General features: G+C 36.7%; 3 protein-coding genes and 3 tRNA genes. All 6 read right to left on the minus strand.

The window, feature by feature from the left end; genetic code table 11:
- Positions 1-112 precede the first annotated feature (112 nt).
- The 6 genes from ACU68Y_RS08855 to ACU68Y_RS08880 all read right to left on the minus strand — a co-directional run bounded on the left by ACU68Y_RS08855 (position 113) and on the right by ACU68Y_RS08880 (position 17,777).
- Positions 113-340: a hypothetical protein gene (locus tag ACU68Y_RS08855; RefSeq protein WP_446765337.1), complete on the minus strand. Its 228-nt coding sequence runs from the start codon at positions 338-340 to the stop codon at positions 113-115.
- 208 nt (positions 341-548) lie between these two features.
- Positions 549-1,325, minus strand: coding sequence for a hypothetical protein (locus ACU68Y_RS08860; RefSeq protein WP_446755782.1), 777 nt, complete (start codon positions 1,323-1,325; stop codon positions 549-551).
- A gap of 135 nt (positions 1,326-1,460) precedes the next feature.
- Complete coding sequence (locus ACU68Y_RS08865; protein WP_446755783.1) at positions 1,461-16,664, minus strand: SpaA isopeptide-forming pilin-related protein; 15,204 nt, start codon at positions 16,662-16,664, stop codon at positions 1,461-1,463.
- Positions 16,665-17,490: 826 nt separating this feature from the next.
- Positions 17,491-17,567, minus strand: a tRNA-Arg gene (locus tag ACU68Y_RS08870).
- 39 nt (positions 17,568-17,606) lie between these two features.
- Positions 17,607-17,681: transfer RNA gene (locus ACU68Y_RS08875), tRNA-Gly, on the minus strand.
- Positions 17,682-17,692: 11 nt separating this feature from the next.
- Positions 17,693-17,777, minus strand: a tRNA-Tyr gene (locus ACU68Y_RS08880).
- Positions 17,778-17,818 lie beyond the last annotated feature (41 nt).

A 17,818-nucleotide genomic window follows, 5' to 3' on the forward strand; every position in this document is an offset into this window, starting at 1 on the left:
CTATGGTAATATGGTTATAGCTCATAGTTAATCGCTCCTTTTAATATGTTTTGTTTGGTCACTTACATATTAACACAGCTGATTAGCTATGAGTTATTTTATGTTGCACTTGTTATGATAAATTATCACCAAAATAAGTTTTGATATCATCAACCTTTGTTGTTTTATGGTCTTCTGGTTTCCAGGCATTATAGTCTGCCTCGTTTAATAAGATTTTGTGAATTACAATCTTATTTGTAGAATTTTCGTACTTTTCACCTTCAGCACTAGCTATCAATGGGGTGAATACACCAACCATCATCGCTAATGCTATGATTAGTGATAAAAATCTTTTTTTCATAATATAACTCCTTTATATTTATTTTATAATTATTTGCTTCTCGCAAATTATTACCTTTACCTTGCCTTGTAGGCACTTTTTACTTTAGGCTTCGTCCAACATATCCTTTTATTGGTATTCTTAGACTTTGCCTTTCCACAGACCTCTCAGCCTGCTTTCTCTAATCAAGCCCTTTTTATTAGAACTTCGATTAGCTTGTTAATTTCTCTTAACGTCTTTTTTTCTCATGCATAGCCCTTGGACTATATTTGTTCTTCCTAGCTTTGTATGTGTATGTTCTTATCTCTTTTACTTCTGTAAGCTCAAGACCTTCATATCTTTCATCAGCATCTTCAGTTGTAATATCTTCAGTATTTCCAACATCTAGCTTGTCATTCACACTGCTTATTATCTCATCAGATTCCGTACCAGAATTTCCTTTCTTGTCCATATCTTCCTTGATAGCTTCAAGAGTGTATATCACGTTATTAATAACCATAAGCTTGTAAGATTCTGAGTTGCTGCCAGTGGTAAGTTTATAGAATACAAGGTTTACTAGAACTAAAAAACCTGCAAATAGTGATATAGATATCTTACTATCATAGTCAAGCATAACACTAATTATTATTGGTATAAACGCTAGACATATAGTAATAAAATGACCGAAGTCACTTTCTTTTCTTACATTAATATCTACAGCATCTCTATAAGTCTTAAATGTAATCAAATCATTTATCAGATTTTTTTCATTTTTCTCTTTATTATTATCATTCAAGTATTTTTCATTGAGATATTTTAATAAGAACTCTTTGTCGAAATATTTATGCTCATGTTCATCGTATGAAAGCTTATACCAGGCTTCTTCATTCCCATTTAATTTCTTAATTATTTTTTTTAATAAACATTCTTCTGAATTCCAATTCAGTTTGTTAATTATTTTTTGAAATGAACCATCTTCTGATTTTTTAAGAATAAGACCGTTTCTTATCTTGCCATCATATCCCATAAGACCACCTCATTGACGTTAAAAATATTTGCCTCAACATCATCGAGACCCTAGGGACTTGGCTTGTCGCCTCATCCCTTTGTCTCTTATTTTAGTCCCTTTACGGAGGGTACCTCATCTTTTGATCTAATCCAATCATGATAACGCACTCTCTCTTCTCTTACGTCTGTACTTGTAGTACGCCGTTGCCATCATCACAGCACCCACTACAAGGAAACCAATAATTCCCATCGCACCAGTCAACGGATAAGTTGCCTTTCGGTTTTCCACTTCAACTGGTTTTGTTAGGTCATATTCATCGTAGACTGGATTGTTTTCTATTAGAGCTGTCCAGTCTAGGCTGTATTCAACTTGGTCAGTTATTGAGTAGTTAAGGATTATTTCAGCCTTTTGGTCTACCTTTGTCTTACCTTGAGCAAGAGTACCAGTGTATTCTACTACTATAGTATCTGTAGTTGTAACTTGACCATCTTTTCGTCCATTACCTGTAATTTCCTTTAGGCTGTACGCTGATCTAGTGTTGCCGGCTTCAGGCTTGTAGATTTCTGGACTATATTCTTTAAAGTCTTTTTCTTCAAGGTCAGATATTTTCTTAGTGCTATCTTTTCCTATCAAAGCTACCTTAACTTTTCCACCCTTATTTTCGCCCTCAACTTTTGGTGTGATTGACCAATCATTTTCAAAAATTCTTAGATAAGATCGGAAGTTTGGTATTGTGAAATTCTTGTGGTTTGGATTTATAACAATTCTTTGTGTGAATGTTCTCTTATCCTTTTCAACTGTTAAAACTTCACTAGATATCATACCACCAGGGCTATCTGTATGAGATGCCTTGATTGGATCTTTTTCTAGAGTATAGAGCTTACCATCTGCAAGTCTAAATTCTCTAATCCAACCTGGTATCTTAGCATATCCTTCTGGTGCCTTAATTTCTTTCAGAGCATAGTCGCCTGGTTTGTTAACTTTTGGCTTAAACTTACCATTTTCGTCAGAAGTTACTGTCATAGTTACTTGTTCAGTAGTTTCAGTTCCATCTTCTGCCTTTTTAGTTTTTGTTTCCTTGACTGGTTGGTATTTATTATTTTCATCTTTTTTGTAGACTTCGAAGACTGCTCCTGGTAGGAAGACTTTTTTGTTTTCTCCATCTAATACTGCATCTACCTTTACAAATTCAATGTCCTTGTAGTTGATGATATTGATTGGACCATTGCCTACTTGTTCATCTACTTCTACCATTTCAACCTTATCTTCTTTTGGTTTTTCTGGAGTAGTTCCAGGATCTGCACCTTGATTTTCACCTGCTGGATTAATAGGAGATTCTCCTGCTTTTGGTTTATCGCCTGGTTTTTCTCTTACAGGAACTTGGTCCTTAGGTTTTTTAACCTTCCTTGTGATTACACCATCATCACCAACTGTAAATTCAGCAGCGTGGCCTTCGATTGGACTGTAGTCTTCAGGAGCTGCAGTTTCTACAAGACCATACTTACCTGGAGAAAGTTTTTCGTACTTGATTAAACCGTCATCGCCTGAAGTCTTTGTAGAATCTGCTACATCATCCCATTTATCAGCACTTTCATTATACTTAACAAGTTTAAATGTAGCGCCTCTAAGGATTTCTCCTGCTTGGTCAAGCTTCTTGAAAGTTATTTCATTCTTAGGGTTGATGGCTGTTACTTCCATCTTACCTTCTGCTAGGTTCTTGTTCCATTGTTCGTAAACATAGTCTTCCCTAGCTGACCATACTGGATAGTTATTAGCATTTATTCTTACCTTTGGATTGTATTGGGACCTGTCTGATCCTTCTTTTATCTGACCAGTAACTCTAATAATATAAGTGTCGTCCCAGTTTAAGTCTCCAGTATTGTAGTTTACTATTGCTGGGTTGTTGTCATTGACAGTATAGTTGTAGTAGTCATCAGTCGGCTTTCTAAAGTACTGTTCTGTAGGATTCACATAGAAGGATGGTGGCATTAATAGATTAATATTATCTTTCCTATATGTGCTTTGTGTCCATTGTTCATTTATCTTGAACTCTTCTACATGAAGATTAACTACATCTGTGCCTGGTTTATAAACTAGTTTTGCAGCATTAGAGAAGTTTTGCTCTCTATTTACATAGATGATATGTTCAAATTCACCAGTTTTTGGATTAAATCTTGTGATTTTACTTGCAATGTTGAGGTTGTTACCCCAGTCATCTGTGTGAGATGCTGTGTCAAGTTCATAAACTACATTGATCTTTCCAAATTTAGTGTCTGGATCACTAATCATCTTTATACCAACTGGTACATTGGTTGCTGAATATTTTAGCTTATCTCTTTTTATATGACCTGTTAGACTTGTTTCAAAGTCCTTAAGCTCATAAGTGTTTGCATAGTCTGTGAAAGTATAAGTGATTATACCCTTGTCATAGTCATAATTTGCCTTGGCAATAGTTCCTATACCTTCTGCAAAGATATCTAGACCTTCGATAAGTTCTTTATCGTAGATTCCCTTAAGGTCCATATAGTCAGATAGCTTAACTTGGAAGAAGTCTCCTGGTTTTATTTCCATGCCATCAGCTAGTTTGAAGTTATTCTTTATACTTAGAACGTGGGCTGAGTTTGGCTTGATTGTATCTGGTGCTGTCTTGTCACCTTCATTTGGTTTTACTACTTTTATTTCTGATTCCTCAATAGAAATTGAGCTTGATAGGTCTTGTCCCTTTCTTGTTACTGGGCCAGCGTATGGGTCAAGGCCCTTACCACCTACTGTAAAGTACCATTTTTGTCCCTTGTTTTGGTATCCGTCTGGTGATTTAGTTTCTTCTAGTACATAGTTACCAATTGGTAGTTCATCAAATACAAGCATTCCATCTTTTTTGATATTTGCTGTAACTTGGTCGTTTTCTTTTAGACTTACCCCTGTTGGTAGGTTTACAGTAAACTTACCTGGTACAGAAATTGTAGTTTCTGCTGTCTGATTTCCAGGGAAGGTTAAAGTAATTTTGCCAGCTAATATTGATTTTCCAGTAATCTGACTCGCTCCAACTTTAACAGGGTCTAGGCTAAGTATCTCGCCATTTTTAACTTTTGGTTTTTGATCATTTGCCGCTGCTACAGTTGCTATTGCTGTATCATCTATGGATGATGAGTCTTTGCTGTAAGATACAAGTGATTTTCCGTCTGCAGGTTTGGTTGGGTCTTCTTGAAGCTTACTAGATAATCTAGTTAGCTTGAATTTTGCACCATTAAGGGCATTACCTTTCCCATCTTTTTTGTTGATGGTTACTGCACCTTTGCCTGGTTTTTCGTTGATTATCTTACCCATGTTCTTGGCAGTGGCTGATGTTACATAGTCAACTAGCTTACCGTCTTGAACCGTTGCATGTTCATCTGGAGCATACTTTATAATGCCGTTGGCATTTTTGTTATACTCTAGGGTTACAAGCCCTCTGCCTGGTGTGATTTCTCCAGTCTCATTGTTTACTACTTTACCAGTGTATTTGATAGTCATATAAAGAATAGGATCTTTAATTGGTTTGTAGCCTGCTGGCGCCTTTACTTCCATTAGTCTGTAACGACCTGGCTTTAATCCCCTAAATCCGAAGTAACCGTTAAAGGCCGAAGATACAAATGTACCTGGCTTGTCTATATAACCACCTGGTGCTAGTTCTTGAAGTTTAAAAATTGCGCCTTCAAGTCTGTTTTCTGTAACTTCCTTTCCATTATCCTTCCATTTAGGGTCATCTTTACCATGCTTAGAGAAGGTAATATTATAAGTTTCTTCATCGTTTATGATTTCCATACCTTCTTTAGGTAACTCTTGTTCATGGGTTGAGTCATAAATTGGTTTTAATTTTATAGATGTGTCAGCGTGTAGGTATGGTTCGTTACCTAATGCTGGATCAACTTTACCAGTTACATAAGTTTTTCCATCATATTTAACTTCCTTACCTACAAAGTTTGCGTATTTAGTCTTAGGGTCTTGGGTTCCTGACCATTCCTTAGCTGCGTCTTCACCATTTTTGCTCTTTACATAATTAGTTACTTGGCTAGCACCGCCTTGGTAGGATCCTTTATCAACAACTTCATAAGTTGGATTTCCAGTTGCATCTACCTTAAGTTGTTTAAACTCTCGCTTGCCTTCATACAAGTCAACGTGAAGGTCAAGTTTAGCAAGGTCATCCGGATCAATGTCTGTCCTATCGTAAGGGTCTTTTAGCGTAGGCTCAGTTATATCATTGCCTTTGCTATCGTAATCTTTCTTTCCTTCCTTATTTAGGAACTTATAATTTTCGTCAATCTTTACTTCATTTGTAACTCTTTTATCGATTATAGAGTCGTCATAGTAACCTTCAACTTCTACTATATAAACTCCTGGTTCAAGGTTAAGTTGGTCTTCGTCAAAACCCCAGTCAAATGGTCTCCACCTTGCTGTGTTAACCATGGACACGTCATCACCTGAAAGGTCGTAGGTCCTTAGGATATGGTCAAAGTTTCCATCACTTATATCCTTATTTGTAGCTGCGTTAGATATCTTATATGTTGACCTATAGGCTGTCTTTACACCTTCTTTTATAGTTACTGGTGGTAGTCCTGGTCTGTCAATTTCCTCTCTCTTGTGCTCTGGAGTGATTTGTACGTTAAGGATTCCAGAATGGTTTCTAGTATCAATATAGATTCTTTGTACGAATGTTTTGTTTTCTGGGTTGATATCAGTTAGCCTTGACTTAACGATGATACCTTTATGCCTTGTATCTCCAGCCTTAGATTTTTCATTGTTATTTACTAGACTTGATGGTGTGTCAGATGGTCCCTTGTAGACTGCATAGACACGTCCGCCGTCGTCTTTAACTTGAATCTTCCAGTCAGCTGTAATTTTCTTATAGCCTGTAGGAGCCTTGTCCTCTGTTAGAGTGTAGTAGCCCGGTTTAAGAGCTATAGGGTTTCCAGCTTGGTCTGTGAAGGTTATATTACCATCTTTGTCAGATGTTCCTATTGCTGGTGCAAAGGACTTGTCCCTTGTCTTGTAAGTGTCATCTGTCATCTTATTGACACTAAATGTTGCTCCTTCAAGAGGTCTGCCTATGGCATTTCTCTTAAATAGCTTTGTAACGAAACCTTGCTTCTTGTTCGGAATCTTTATAATCTCTGCTGCACCATCAGCTGGAACTTCAATGTCACCAGGTTGTGGTTCGTAGCTATCGATTGGGTCGTTAGACTTTCCTACACGAACTTTTTCAGTAGTTGGTTCTATTCTTGAATCTGCTACTTCTGCTCTAGCATAGGCTGCAATCCTGTCGCCTTCACCCTTCATTGCTTGGAAGGTTGCAAGTAGGTCTTGTGGCCAATCAGCTGGATAGGCTGCATCTGCTGCAGTACCCTTTTCGATTGAGATAGTGTAGTTATAAGTTACGCTACCTTCAACTCCCTTTTGAACTACTTTCTTTTCTCCTGGAGCCATGTTAGGGTCTACAGTTTTTTCTACCTTGTATGGTAGTTTTTCTGTAGCTTGGTAAGGAACTTCTCTATCGCCTGGTTTGAGTTTTTCATATAAGGCAACAATTGTAATAGATTTATCTGGGCTAATATCTGGCATTATGAAATATCCCTTATTATTAGCCTCTAATACTGCTACATTTTCTAGTATTCGACCATTATTAGTTCTTAGATAAACCTTTTGAACCTTATAATCATATCCAGGTATTACAGTGAAAGTAACTTTTTCGTCCACTTTAGCATAACTATTGTTTGATTCAGTAGGATCAACTTTTACATAACCTCTTCTGCCGTCATTATCACCGACTACAGAGAAGGATTTGACTTGTTGTTTTGCCTTAAATGTCGCTTTAATGTGGACATTTTTCTCTGGCATATTAAAGGTATTATTTATAACATCTTGAATTTTTTGACCAGAATCATCTTCTATCCAAATGGTTGCTAAAGTGTAATTGCTGTTTTCTGTTACTGTCAAATCAACTTTTGTATCTTTAGTAGCATTAGCTAGATTAGCTGTTACAGAATTTCCATTTGCATCGCTGTAAGATGTTATTGTGTATTCTATTGGTTGTGGGGCAGCTTTATCTTTCCAAATAGCTTTGACAATAATATTGTCATTTACTGTAATCTTATCTCCTGGATTTTTTCTAACTCCACCAACTAACCATGCATCAAATTCTTTAGTGTTATCTGGTGCTACAAATGAGCATCCTGGTAATTCATATTCTGAGCCCTTTGTAACAGTTTTAGGATCCATGTGCCATTGACCACCATTTCCATCAAAAGTTATTGTTACTGTTGACGAAGCTACATCTTTTGTACCTACATATCTAAGTTTCGGTACCATTTTGTTTATAATTGTAATTCCGTTTGTACCTTTGCTAGTATCAATTTCCTTATTTCCTGTACGAACTCCATCTTTTAATTCATATTTATAATAGGTTCTCGTGTTTCCTATCGTACCTTCTTCAATTCTGTATTTTCCTTTTTCAAGGTTAGGATCATTAACATATTTTGAAGGGTCATTAGAGTAATCTACTATTGGGATTTCTGTAATTTCAGAACCGTATTCATAAGTTATTTTAGGTTGATTCTTATTAATACCTGCTGGACCATTTGTATAAGATTCAGCAGCCCAATAATCTTTACTCGCATCACCACGATTAGGTCGGTAATTTACGCCTAAACCTATAGTGCCTGATTTTTGATACTCAAACTCTACTACAACAGCAAAAGGACTTTGATAGTTATTATTGTCTAATGTTAATTGATGTCTCCAATAAGTACCTTCATTGTAATTTACTTTTAGATTTTTTAGTTCTCCTCCAGTATATTGTAGGTTATCTATTGTTGAATTTGTGGATACTGGTCTTACGCTAATTACGTTAAGGTTTATTGGATAGTTATTTGGATTAAACCCTTGTCCTATAACATTCATATTCTTAGGCTCAGCGTGAAAATCAAGTCTTGCCTTAATCATCTTAATGTTTTCTTTATTTACTAGGAAAACTTGCCTAATCTTACCGTCATTCTTGTTAATGTCAGTTATCTTAGTTTGAATTTTCCCAGGATTATCGTTTCTTGTTGTTGGTGCATCTGAGTTATTAGGATTAACATCTTCCCAACCTGTTGCTCTTACTGCTGCAGCTATAATTTCATTACCAATTTCTAATCCATTCATTGTCACACTTTCACCAAAGAATGAATGTCTTGCTACCTTTAATGAACTTAAATTTGCTTTTGCAAGTAGAGGTTTTATTGTGTTCGCAGCACTTGTGCCCACGTACACTGACCTGGATTTGCCTGTTGATGATGGATCTGCTGCTTGAAGTGTCATGTCTGCTAATGTTTTATAGCTTTCTGCTGCCCAGTAGTGGTTGCCATTGTAATTATTATTTTGGTCATAAGAACCATAGTTGTAGAAATCTAGTCCTGTACCAATAGTACCTGAATATGGAATATCTCCTTCTATAGTTAGGGCTAGTCTGTGCTCTTGTCCTGCTACATTTGGTTTTATCCTTAATCTTTCAAAGCCGTTTCTGTTTATGATTTCCTTTCCGTAGGTCACTGCTGTGCCAGGATTTTTGATGTCAGCTGGTGTAGAGTTTGCCCCGATTTCCTTTAGAGATACTATCCTTACATTAGTATCATTTAGGCTCCTTTTTTCTTCTTGAGCGTGTAGTTCAAAGTAGGTGTTGCTTAAGTCTTCTGGATTACCATTTATGATAAAGACTTGTCTAAACTTATTAAGTTTTTTATTTACTTCAACAATATGAGTAGCAACCTTTGGTGGGTTGTTTGGTAAGTTTGCAAAGTTTTTGTTTACTTCTTTGCCGTTTGGACTTACCTTTTGCCATTGAGTATCAGGATTAGTTTGTCCTCCTGCGTTGGAGTTGTTATCTCTTATATAGATTTTACCGTCTTTTTTAACAAAGACTGTCCAGTCTGTGTGTGATGGTTCATAACCTTGGGCTGGTCCTGTTTCTGTAAGTTTGTAAATACCTGGAACTAGGTTGTCAAAGTTGACCATACCATCTGTTCCTGAATGAGCCCAGAATTCTTCTCCTAGATTTTTATCATCTATTTTTGGTCCTTGGAGTTTAAATGTTGCTCCTGTTACTGCATCTGTATCCTTGTCTCGGTCTACCTTTTTGAATTTGAAATTGTGTCTTTCTCTTTCGTTGGCAACGTCTAAGGAACCATCAGATACGTGGTCACCCTTTATGTTTGGTGTTGCAGGGTCGTCTTGTTTCTCTTTTACGTCCTTTCCTTCTACTATATAAGATACTGATTCGTAGTAGTCAGACTTCCAGTAAACTGTTCCATCAGCGTAAAGGTCCATACCTGTACCTACTCCAGCATTTAGAGAGTCGTATGGTACTTTGACATCTATTACTATAGGATTGTTGCCTATCTTAGTCTTGCCATTATCAGTAAATTCTAGGCTTAGCCTATTTTGTCCACCAGAATATTGAACTGTACCTTTTTTAATATCTGGATTTAGTCCACCGATATTTAATTCAGTTAATCCAAAATCTTGGAGCCTAATATCTTCCACATATCCTGTTACTGGTTTGTCTAAAATAAATGCTTTTATTTCTTCATTTCCTGCATACCAGGTCATATTGTTGTATTGTGGTTTTTCTCTGTGGATTACCGCAGAGTTAAGATCCATCGCTCCGCCTTCTGGATTAATAACATATCTTTGGATTATATATTTTTGGCCCTTATTGATACCAAGGATCCTAGTACCCATTTTGTATGGTTGATGGTTATTACCTGTATAGCCACCCCATCTGTTGTCATCTAGACTCCAACCTGTAAGAGGTCTGTGGGCCACGTCGACCCATTTTGTTCCATCTTTGCCAAACAAAGATTTAGTCGCATCAGTGTTTTCTTTTTCTGGTGGCTTTGTAGCATCAGGGTCTTTATATTCGTAAACTTTTACCTTTTGATTTATGTCTACTTCTACAACCCATTTTTTACCAAGATTCTTAAAGCCTGCTGGTGGATTAGTTTCTTTTAATATATATATTCCCTTAGTAAGTTTTTCAAAGTTTACTAGACCGTTAACATCAGATTTTACTGTCTTAACTACTTTTCCATCCTTAGTTAAAGTAAATTCTGCTCCTTGAAGTGGTTGGTTAGTGTCATCTTTCTTGTAAACTTTGAAGTCTGTTCCAGTAGGTCTGTTGGATACATCAAGAGTTAGATTATCTCCTACTAGGTAGTCTCCTTGACCGTCAAAACTTATTTCTCTGATGGTTACATAACCATCCTTGGACACGTTAATATTCCATGTTTTTTCTACTAGGTTATAGTCTTTTGGTGCTGTCGTTTCCTTAAGTGTATATTCTCCTGGCTTTAGGTTATCAAAGGTTAAGATACCATCTGTACCTGTAGTCCTTGATACTGCCTTGCCTGATTTATCAGTTAAAGTAAATACTGCCCCTGCTAGTAGCTTCTTATCGGCTTCACTGAACTTCTTGATAGAAAACTTAGCTGGTACATACTTTTCGTTTGCCATCATTATCTTTTGCTTGTAGTACTTTGGAATTTCCTTGCCAGCTTGTGAAGCTGCTGATTCGTTTAGGTTTACCTTGGATGCAAAGGCTGACTCTAGGTTGCCGTTTGTCATATAGAAGGTTCTAAATTTCGACCTAAATTTATCTAAGTCCGTTACCTTGAAGGTTTGTTCGATTACATAACCTTCGTTGGCAGGAGATATTTGTGGCATTGAGACAGATAATGGTAAGGATGTATTAACTCCACCAGATGATATTATCTTGGATGGGTCATAAGTTACAGAGATATTACCTTGTCTGTCATATAAATTCTTGCTTGGATCTATTTTTTGACTATAAACCAAGTTGTAGGTATTTGGGTCATTTTCTGGAATGATACCCATAGACCTAGGCATGTTTGGTTCGTTAGTTACAAAGTTTTTAAACCCTGTTGGTACTGGAAGGACTCTATAAACCTTTAGGTCATCAAGTTCATAGGCTGGTTTTTGTCCGTAGCCTTCCCACCTAGCTATTTGTTTATTAGGGAACCAGTCTGTAGTCATCCAGTTAAAGGATAGAGTTCTTGCGTTTCTACGACTACCTTGGGCATTGGCCTTTGGGTTATAGTAAGCTAGTGCTTTTACATACCATTGGTCGCCTTCCTTGTATACGTCTCTAAAGTAGTACATTTGTGTTGGTTGGGATCCATCTCTAGCTGAGTCGTAGTCATCGTAGAAGGCTTTTATTTCAATATTTTCATCTTTTTGATTTCCCTGTACATTTTTTTGTCCTGGCGCAACTACGTTTGTGAAGTAGTAAGTTCCTGAGTTCTTAGCATAGAACTTAGATGGGATTATACCAACTATTTTTAAACTAAAGTTAAGCTGTCCTCCCTTTGCCTTATCGGTAAAGACATAAGTTAGGGTGTTAGAGTCATAGTTAAAATATGGTTTTGCTATAACTTCGCCATTATCTATAATCTTTGGTATTTCGTTTACATATTGAGTGAAGTCTAGGTTAGGGTCAAATTGGATGGTTAATCTGCCGTTCGGTTTGGCCTCGCTTGTTGTTATTTTTGCCTCGTAGTTTAGAGACTCATAACGATATGCTTCCCATACTCCGTCTTGGGTACCAATTTCTCCTGGGTTGTTTTCACTGATGTACATCTTTTGTTCAACATGTGTAACTGGGACCTTGGTTTTTTCGTCAGCTATTTCTTCGTTTTCAATCCAGTAGTCCACACCTTGTACAGGTGTACCCTTCCCATCTTTAAACCTAGCTGTGTAGGTTACTTTGTTGGCATTATCCACTACTACATCAAATACCAATTGGGACTCAATATAACCATCTGGACTTGCAACTTCTTCTATTACATAGTGTCCTGGTGGCATTTTTCCAAAGTTTACCTTACCTTTATCCTTGCCTTCAGTACTAATAGAAGTTACTGTCTTTAGGATATTGTTATCTGAATCCTTTAAAACGAAAGTTGCCTTTCCAAGTTTTTCCTTGTCAGTTGTTACCTTAGTAACTTCAACTGGTGAAGTTTCAAACTTTTCATTTTTAATAGTTACTATAGTGTCTTTTGTTTGGTTACCTGTAGAACCGCCTGTATTACTTGACGTTTTACTTGGGTCAACCGGGTAAATTGCTTTTTGGATCTTGGCGTTGTTGCCTGGGTTATTTTCTGTTAGCCAGTCATAAGATACTGTACCATCAGAAGAATTGTTTCTTCCTGTTATTTTTACAAGGAATCCCCAGTCTCCATCAAATCTTTGGTATGGGAATTTGATTTGGTAACCTGTTCTTTGTGTAAATGAATCAAGTGTGTTTGGGCCGCCTGTAATGGCATGCTTATGGACTGCTCCTAGAACATTGCCGCCAGCCTTTTTCTCTGGACTATTTTGTAGGTCCATAGCTTCAGATACCGCATCCCTTTGGCCTGGGCTTACATCAAATACTTCCACGCTTAGTCCATTGTTATTATCATAACCAACTATATCTAATCTAGTGTTTTGGTTAGTTCCACCACCTTTGGATGGTTTTAGGTAAATATAGGTAGTCATTTTTTCGCCTTTTTTTCCTACTGCGTAGGACTTGGCATTCATAAATGCTGGATATTTTGCATCTTCAAAATACTTAGTCGCTGTCTTGTCTTCTTCCTGGCTGGCGTCATCACCTGCTGCTCTTACTACACCATTATCGTCAACGACAATTGTAGTGTCATCAGCTGGCTTGTATCCTACGGGAGCCTTGGATTCTATAAGATTGTAAGTACCTGGCTCAATGTTAGCAAAGGTAGCCTTACCGTCTTTATCTGTTAGGACTTCTGGCCCTGGGAAAAGTCTAAAGCTTGCGCCTTGTAGTGGATTACCCTCGGCGTCAGTCTTCTTAAGGATAAACTTACCAAATTTCTTTTGAGTTTTTACTACTGCCCTGTTGTGAACATAGTATTCGTGTCTGCTAGGTTCGTAATAGTTGTAGTTTTCAAGGCATTGGAAAGTCTTGCCATCAATAGTTTCTTCTTTTGGTAGGCCTTGGTCGATTTTTGGTTGGACTTTTGTAGCCTTTACTTTACCATTTTCATCTGTGCCGATAGACCATACCTTTACATTAGGGATTGTAATCCTTCTTGTAGATGAATCATCTGTTGCTGCTTTTACATCAACACTTCCTAATTCTTTTCCAGCTGCATCTACAGCCTTGATAGTTTGGGCTGGCATTTTTGCGCCCGTAGCAAGTCCCCAGTTTTGATCTATTTGTAAGTCTTGAGCTTTAGATATTGCAACTCCACCTAGAGTATAGGCAGAAGGGTTTTGTTGATCTAAATCAGTTGTATATTCGTAGGCTGCGATTGTACCAACTGGTTGAGCTGTGTTTGGATTTGTTCCTTGTTCTGGAATTGGTTTTGCATTCTCAACACTACCAATTTGAATCATTTTTCCATAGGTTTGACTTCCTTTAGTAGTATCTATTCCATAAACAGCAACTTGTCCTGTCTGCAAGGTTTGATTTCCACCAAGTTGTCTTGAAGCTAATGGTAGTTTGCCATCATCTGATGTAGAAACTTGGTCTGTTACTGTCCACTTAGCTGCAGAGTCTGAAGTGAATTCTCCTAGGATAGAAGTTCTGTTATTCATTCCTACACGGTTTGGTGTAGCATCTTCTACCTTATCTCTTGGATATCCTTGAGTTCCTACTATTCTCTTTGCTCCTACCTTGCCATTGGCAACTGCATTAATATCAAGCATGTAAGTTTCTTGTACTGCTGTTGTTGGTGTGTAGAAAGTATAAGTGAATTTATTGCCGTCTTTTTGTGTTGGTTTATAGTGGACTGAGTCTTCTATACCAAGTTTACCATTCAAATTATTGCTTTCAGGATTTGGTATAGAAACACCATCTATTGCGAGTTTTTCTATTTTACCAAGTCCAGATCCCTTTACTGTCGTAAAGTTAACACTAAAGTCTATTCCATTTAGGTTTGTAGTTGATAGGACTGTAGCTGTCCAGTTAAATCCTTTTAGGACTCCATTTTCTACAACTGGAGTTCCATAAGCATCCATGTCTACCTTGTAAGACTTGTCATCTGCTTCTATAAGTTCTGGTACATCTCCCCTACCTGGTTCGATAATTGATCCTGCAAGGTTACCATTTTTGTCAACCTTTTGTGGTATTAGGTCCTTTGGTGCTTTTACTCCAAGCCCACTTACCTTGTTAGTTACTGTAAATGTTCCGTCAGGATTAAATTCCGTAATTTTACTTGGATTATAATCAACAGGAATAATTAGTGGGACTTTTATATTTTCTGGTATTTCTTTTACTATCTTATATTCAATGATATTATCTTTTGCATTATAAGTTGGACTTGCTATAATTTCACCATTATATCTAACTGGTTCTAGGCTAGATGGGTCATTAACTTTAAGCTTATTATCTAGGTGGATGTTAAAGAATTGACCTGGTTGAATTGGTCCAAATGCATTTGATGTCTCAAATCTTGTCATGACAGTGAACTTCTTGCCATCTAGGTTAAGGCTGTTAGCTCCTCTTGTTTGAGCAAACAACACTTGTGGATTGAAGTTCTTATCTGCATCTTTTTCGATTAATGCTTTGATTGCATCTTTGTTATCATCCATTAGTTTTGCTTGTTCTTGTTGTGTTAGATGATATTTGTCTTCAAAGCTGGATAATAATGCTTGAACTTCTTTTAATCCGTTGGCTTTTACTGATAGGATTGCTTTTAATTCACGGTCTGCTTTTTGTAGGTTTGAAAATCCGAAGAATTCTTTGATGCCTTCTAATAATCCTTTTGTTTCTTTGCTGACTTCTTTTTTGTCAGTTGTCTTTTTATTGTCTTCTTTATTATTAGCATCTTTTTTGTCTTCTGATTTTTGGATTTCTTCTTTTCTTTCTTTTAATGCTTTGTCAAATTCTTCTGCTTTTTGTTTTCTTTCTTGTGGTGTTGCAGGTTCTTTTTTGACTTCTTCTTTTATTTCCTTCTTCTTTATAATAGGTTCTTCTTCTTGTTTTTCTTCTGTATCTTTTACAAGTCCAAGAAGCTTTTTGTTTTCAAGGTCTTTCTTCGCTTTTTCTTCAGCGGCTCTTTTAGCTTCGGCTTCAGCTTGTTCTTTTGCAAGTTGTTCTTGTTTTGCGTTGGCTTCGGCTTCTGCTTTTTGTTTTGCTTCGGCTTCGGCTTTTAATTTTTCGGCTTCGGCTTTTGCTTTAGCTTCTGCTTCCGCCTTGGCTTTGGCAAGTTGTTCTTGTTTTGCTTTTTCGTCAAGCGCTTTTTGTTCTTCTGTTTTCTTAGCTTCTTCTGCTTTTTGTTTGTCCGCTTCTTTCTTTGCCTTGGCATCAGCTTCTTCTTTTGCTTTGGCATCTTTCTTTGCTTTTTCTTCGGCTTCTTTCTTTGCCTTTTCGTCAGCTTCTTTTTTCGCCTTTTCGTCGGCTTCCTTTTTTGCTTTGGCATCTGCTTCGGCCTTTGCTTTGGCTTCTGCTTCGGCTTTCTTTTTGGCAACTTCTTTTTTGTGTTCTATTGATGATGTAACTTCAGCTGGTAATTGTTCTGTTTGGTACACGCTGTAAGTTCTATCATTTAATATAGCTGCAAATATGTCTGCGTTTTGTTTTACATCAATCGGATTGTTTGCATCCTTATTAAGAGCTATTGTTGTAAGAGCTGGATCAACTGATTTGTCAACTTTGAAATTGAAGATGTAAGTTACGTTGTGCTTGTCAGGTTCTGGAACTTCGCCGTCTTGTTGAAGTCTTCTTTGTTCAGCTATTTGTAGGTTGTGTTCTGCTGATAACTTATCGTTTTCTGGTAGTTTGTTGTACAAACCTTGTTTGTCAAAATCAAATTTGTCTATTACCTTAAGTCTGTATACTTTGTAGTCACTTCCAAAGTCTTCTTTGCCTGCTTGTGGCACGTAGTTGTTTTTGATTCTGTATTTTTCGCCTTCTTGTACTACAGATACATCTAAGCTCAATCCTTGATCTTTGAGTGATTTGTCTATTCTGTCGAACTCTTTGTAGGCATCTTCTACCTTGTCGAATGTCCTCTCATCATAAAGACTGAAATCTTTTCTAACCAATAGTTTGATGTTGGAATCGGTACTCGTCGCATTTAGTGTGAACTTGACGTTGGTGTCGGTATCCAAATTCTTGTCATCTATCAATGTAGCGAGGTTCAGTGAAAAATGAGCGTAAGTATCCTGTTTTAGGGTCTCGAGCTTTTGTATTACATATCTCTTGTCTAGCTCTTCCTCCTTAGCAAATGATGTTATGGCTGGTACGCATGTTTGTATGAACATTAGCATTACCATGACTAACGCCGTTAGTCTGTCTAATATTTTTCTCATTTTAACCTCCTGATTTACTTGATTTTTATTTTAAATGTTAGTATATTGATATTTATAAAACTAAATTTATTATCTACTAATTCACATGCATATAGAATAAAATACTACAAAAATTCAGCTAATTAATGCATATCGTTTGCATTTATTCCCTAAAAGTAAAGAAAGAGTCAGCTCAACATATTAAATGAATAATGTTGCCTGACTCAGTTAGTTCTAAATAAAATGCATTGCTTATTAAGTCATTATAATTACGTTTGCTTCCGTTTTTATGTACTATATATTTGCATGTATTATTTATGGGTAAATATTATCATATATTATAAGAATTGTCAATTTACATGTTTTCCTGAAATCTTTTCAATGTGTTTTTGTTATTACAGCATAAACTTTGTTGATGTTATTTTCTATTTACTTTATAATACGTTATTATTTGTAGTTTATTTCTCTAAATATTTTCTTGTTTTGTTTTATTCACTTTATTATATGTAATATTTTGTATATAAGTAGATTATTGAGCTGATTTTGTACTATTTTCGTTATTTATATTTAGTTTGACCAAATCAAAAGATTTTGGAATTTTCTTATATTTTTTAGATGATTTCTGATTTAGCATTGAATTGCTAACGTTTTTAATAGGAATATTTTGATATAGCATTGTGAAATGTGTAAAAAATGTGTAAAAAATAGAAAAAATTTAGTTTTCTGAAAAAATATCTGACGAATTTGTAAGATGAGCAGATTTGGGCGTGGAAATTTTGTCGTGTAGATGTGTTGTGCAATCAGATTTTGCAATAAAAAAAGACTATAGATACATGATCTATAGTCTTGGCGAACGATAGAGGATTCGAACCCCCGACCTTCTGGTCCGTAGCCAGACGCTCTATCCAGCTGAGCTAATCGTTCATATACAACAAAACAGATGTATGCACATCTGTTGTTGTCTGGAGCGGAAGACGAGACTCGAACTCGCGACCCTCGCCTTGGCAAGGCGATGCTCTACCACTGAGCCACTTCCGCATGAATTTCTTTGGTGGAGGAGGGTGGATTTGAACCACCGAAACATAAAGTAACGGATTTACAGTCCGTCCCCTTTGGCCACTCGGGAACTCCTCCTTGATCCTTTATTAAAAAGGATTTGGAGCTGGTGGGAGGAC

The sequence above is a fragment of the Finegoldia sp. P1-F-LS genome, from assembly GCF_052932205.1.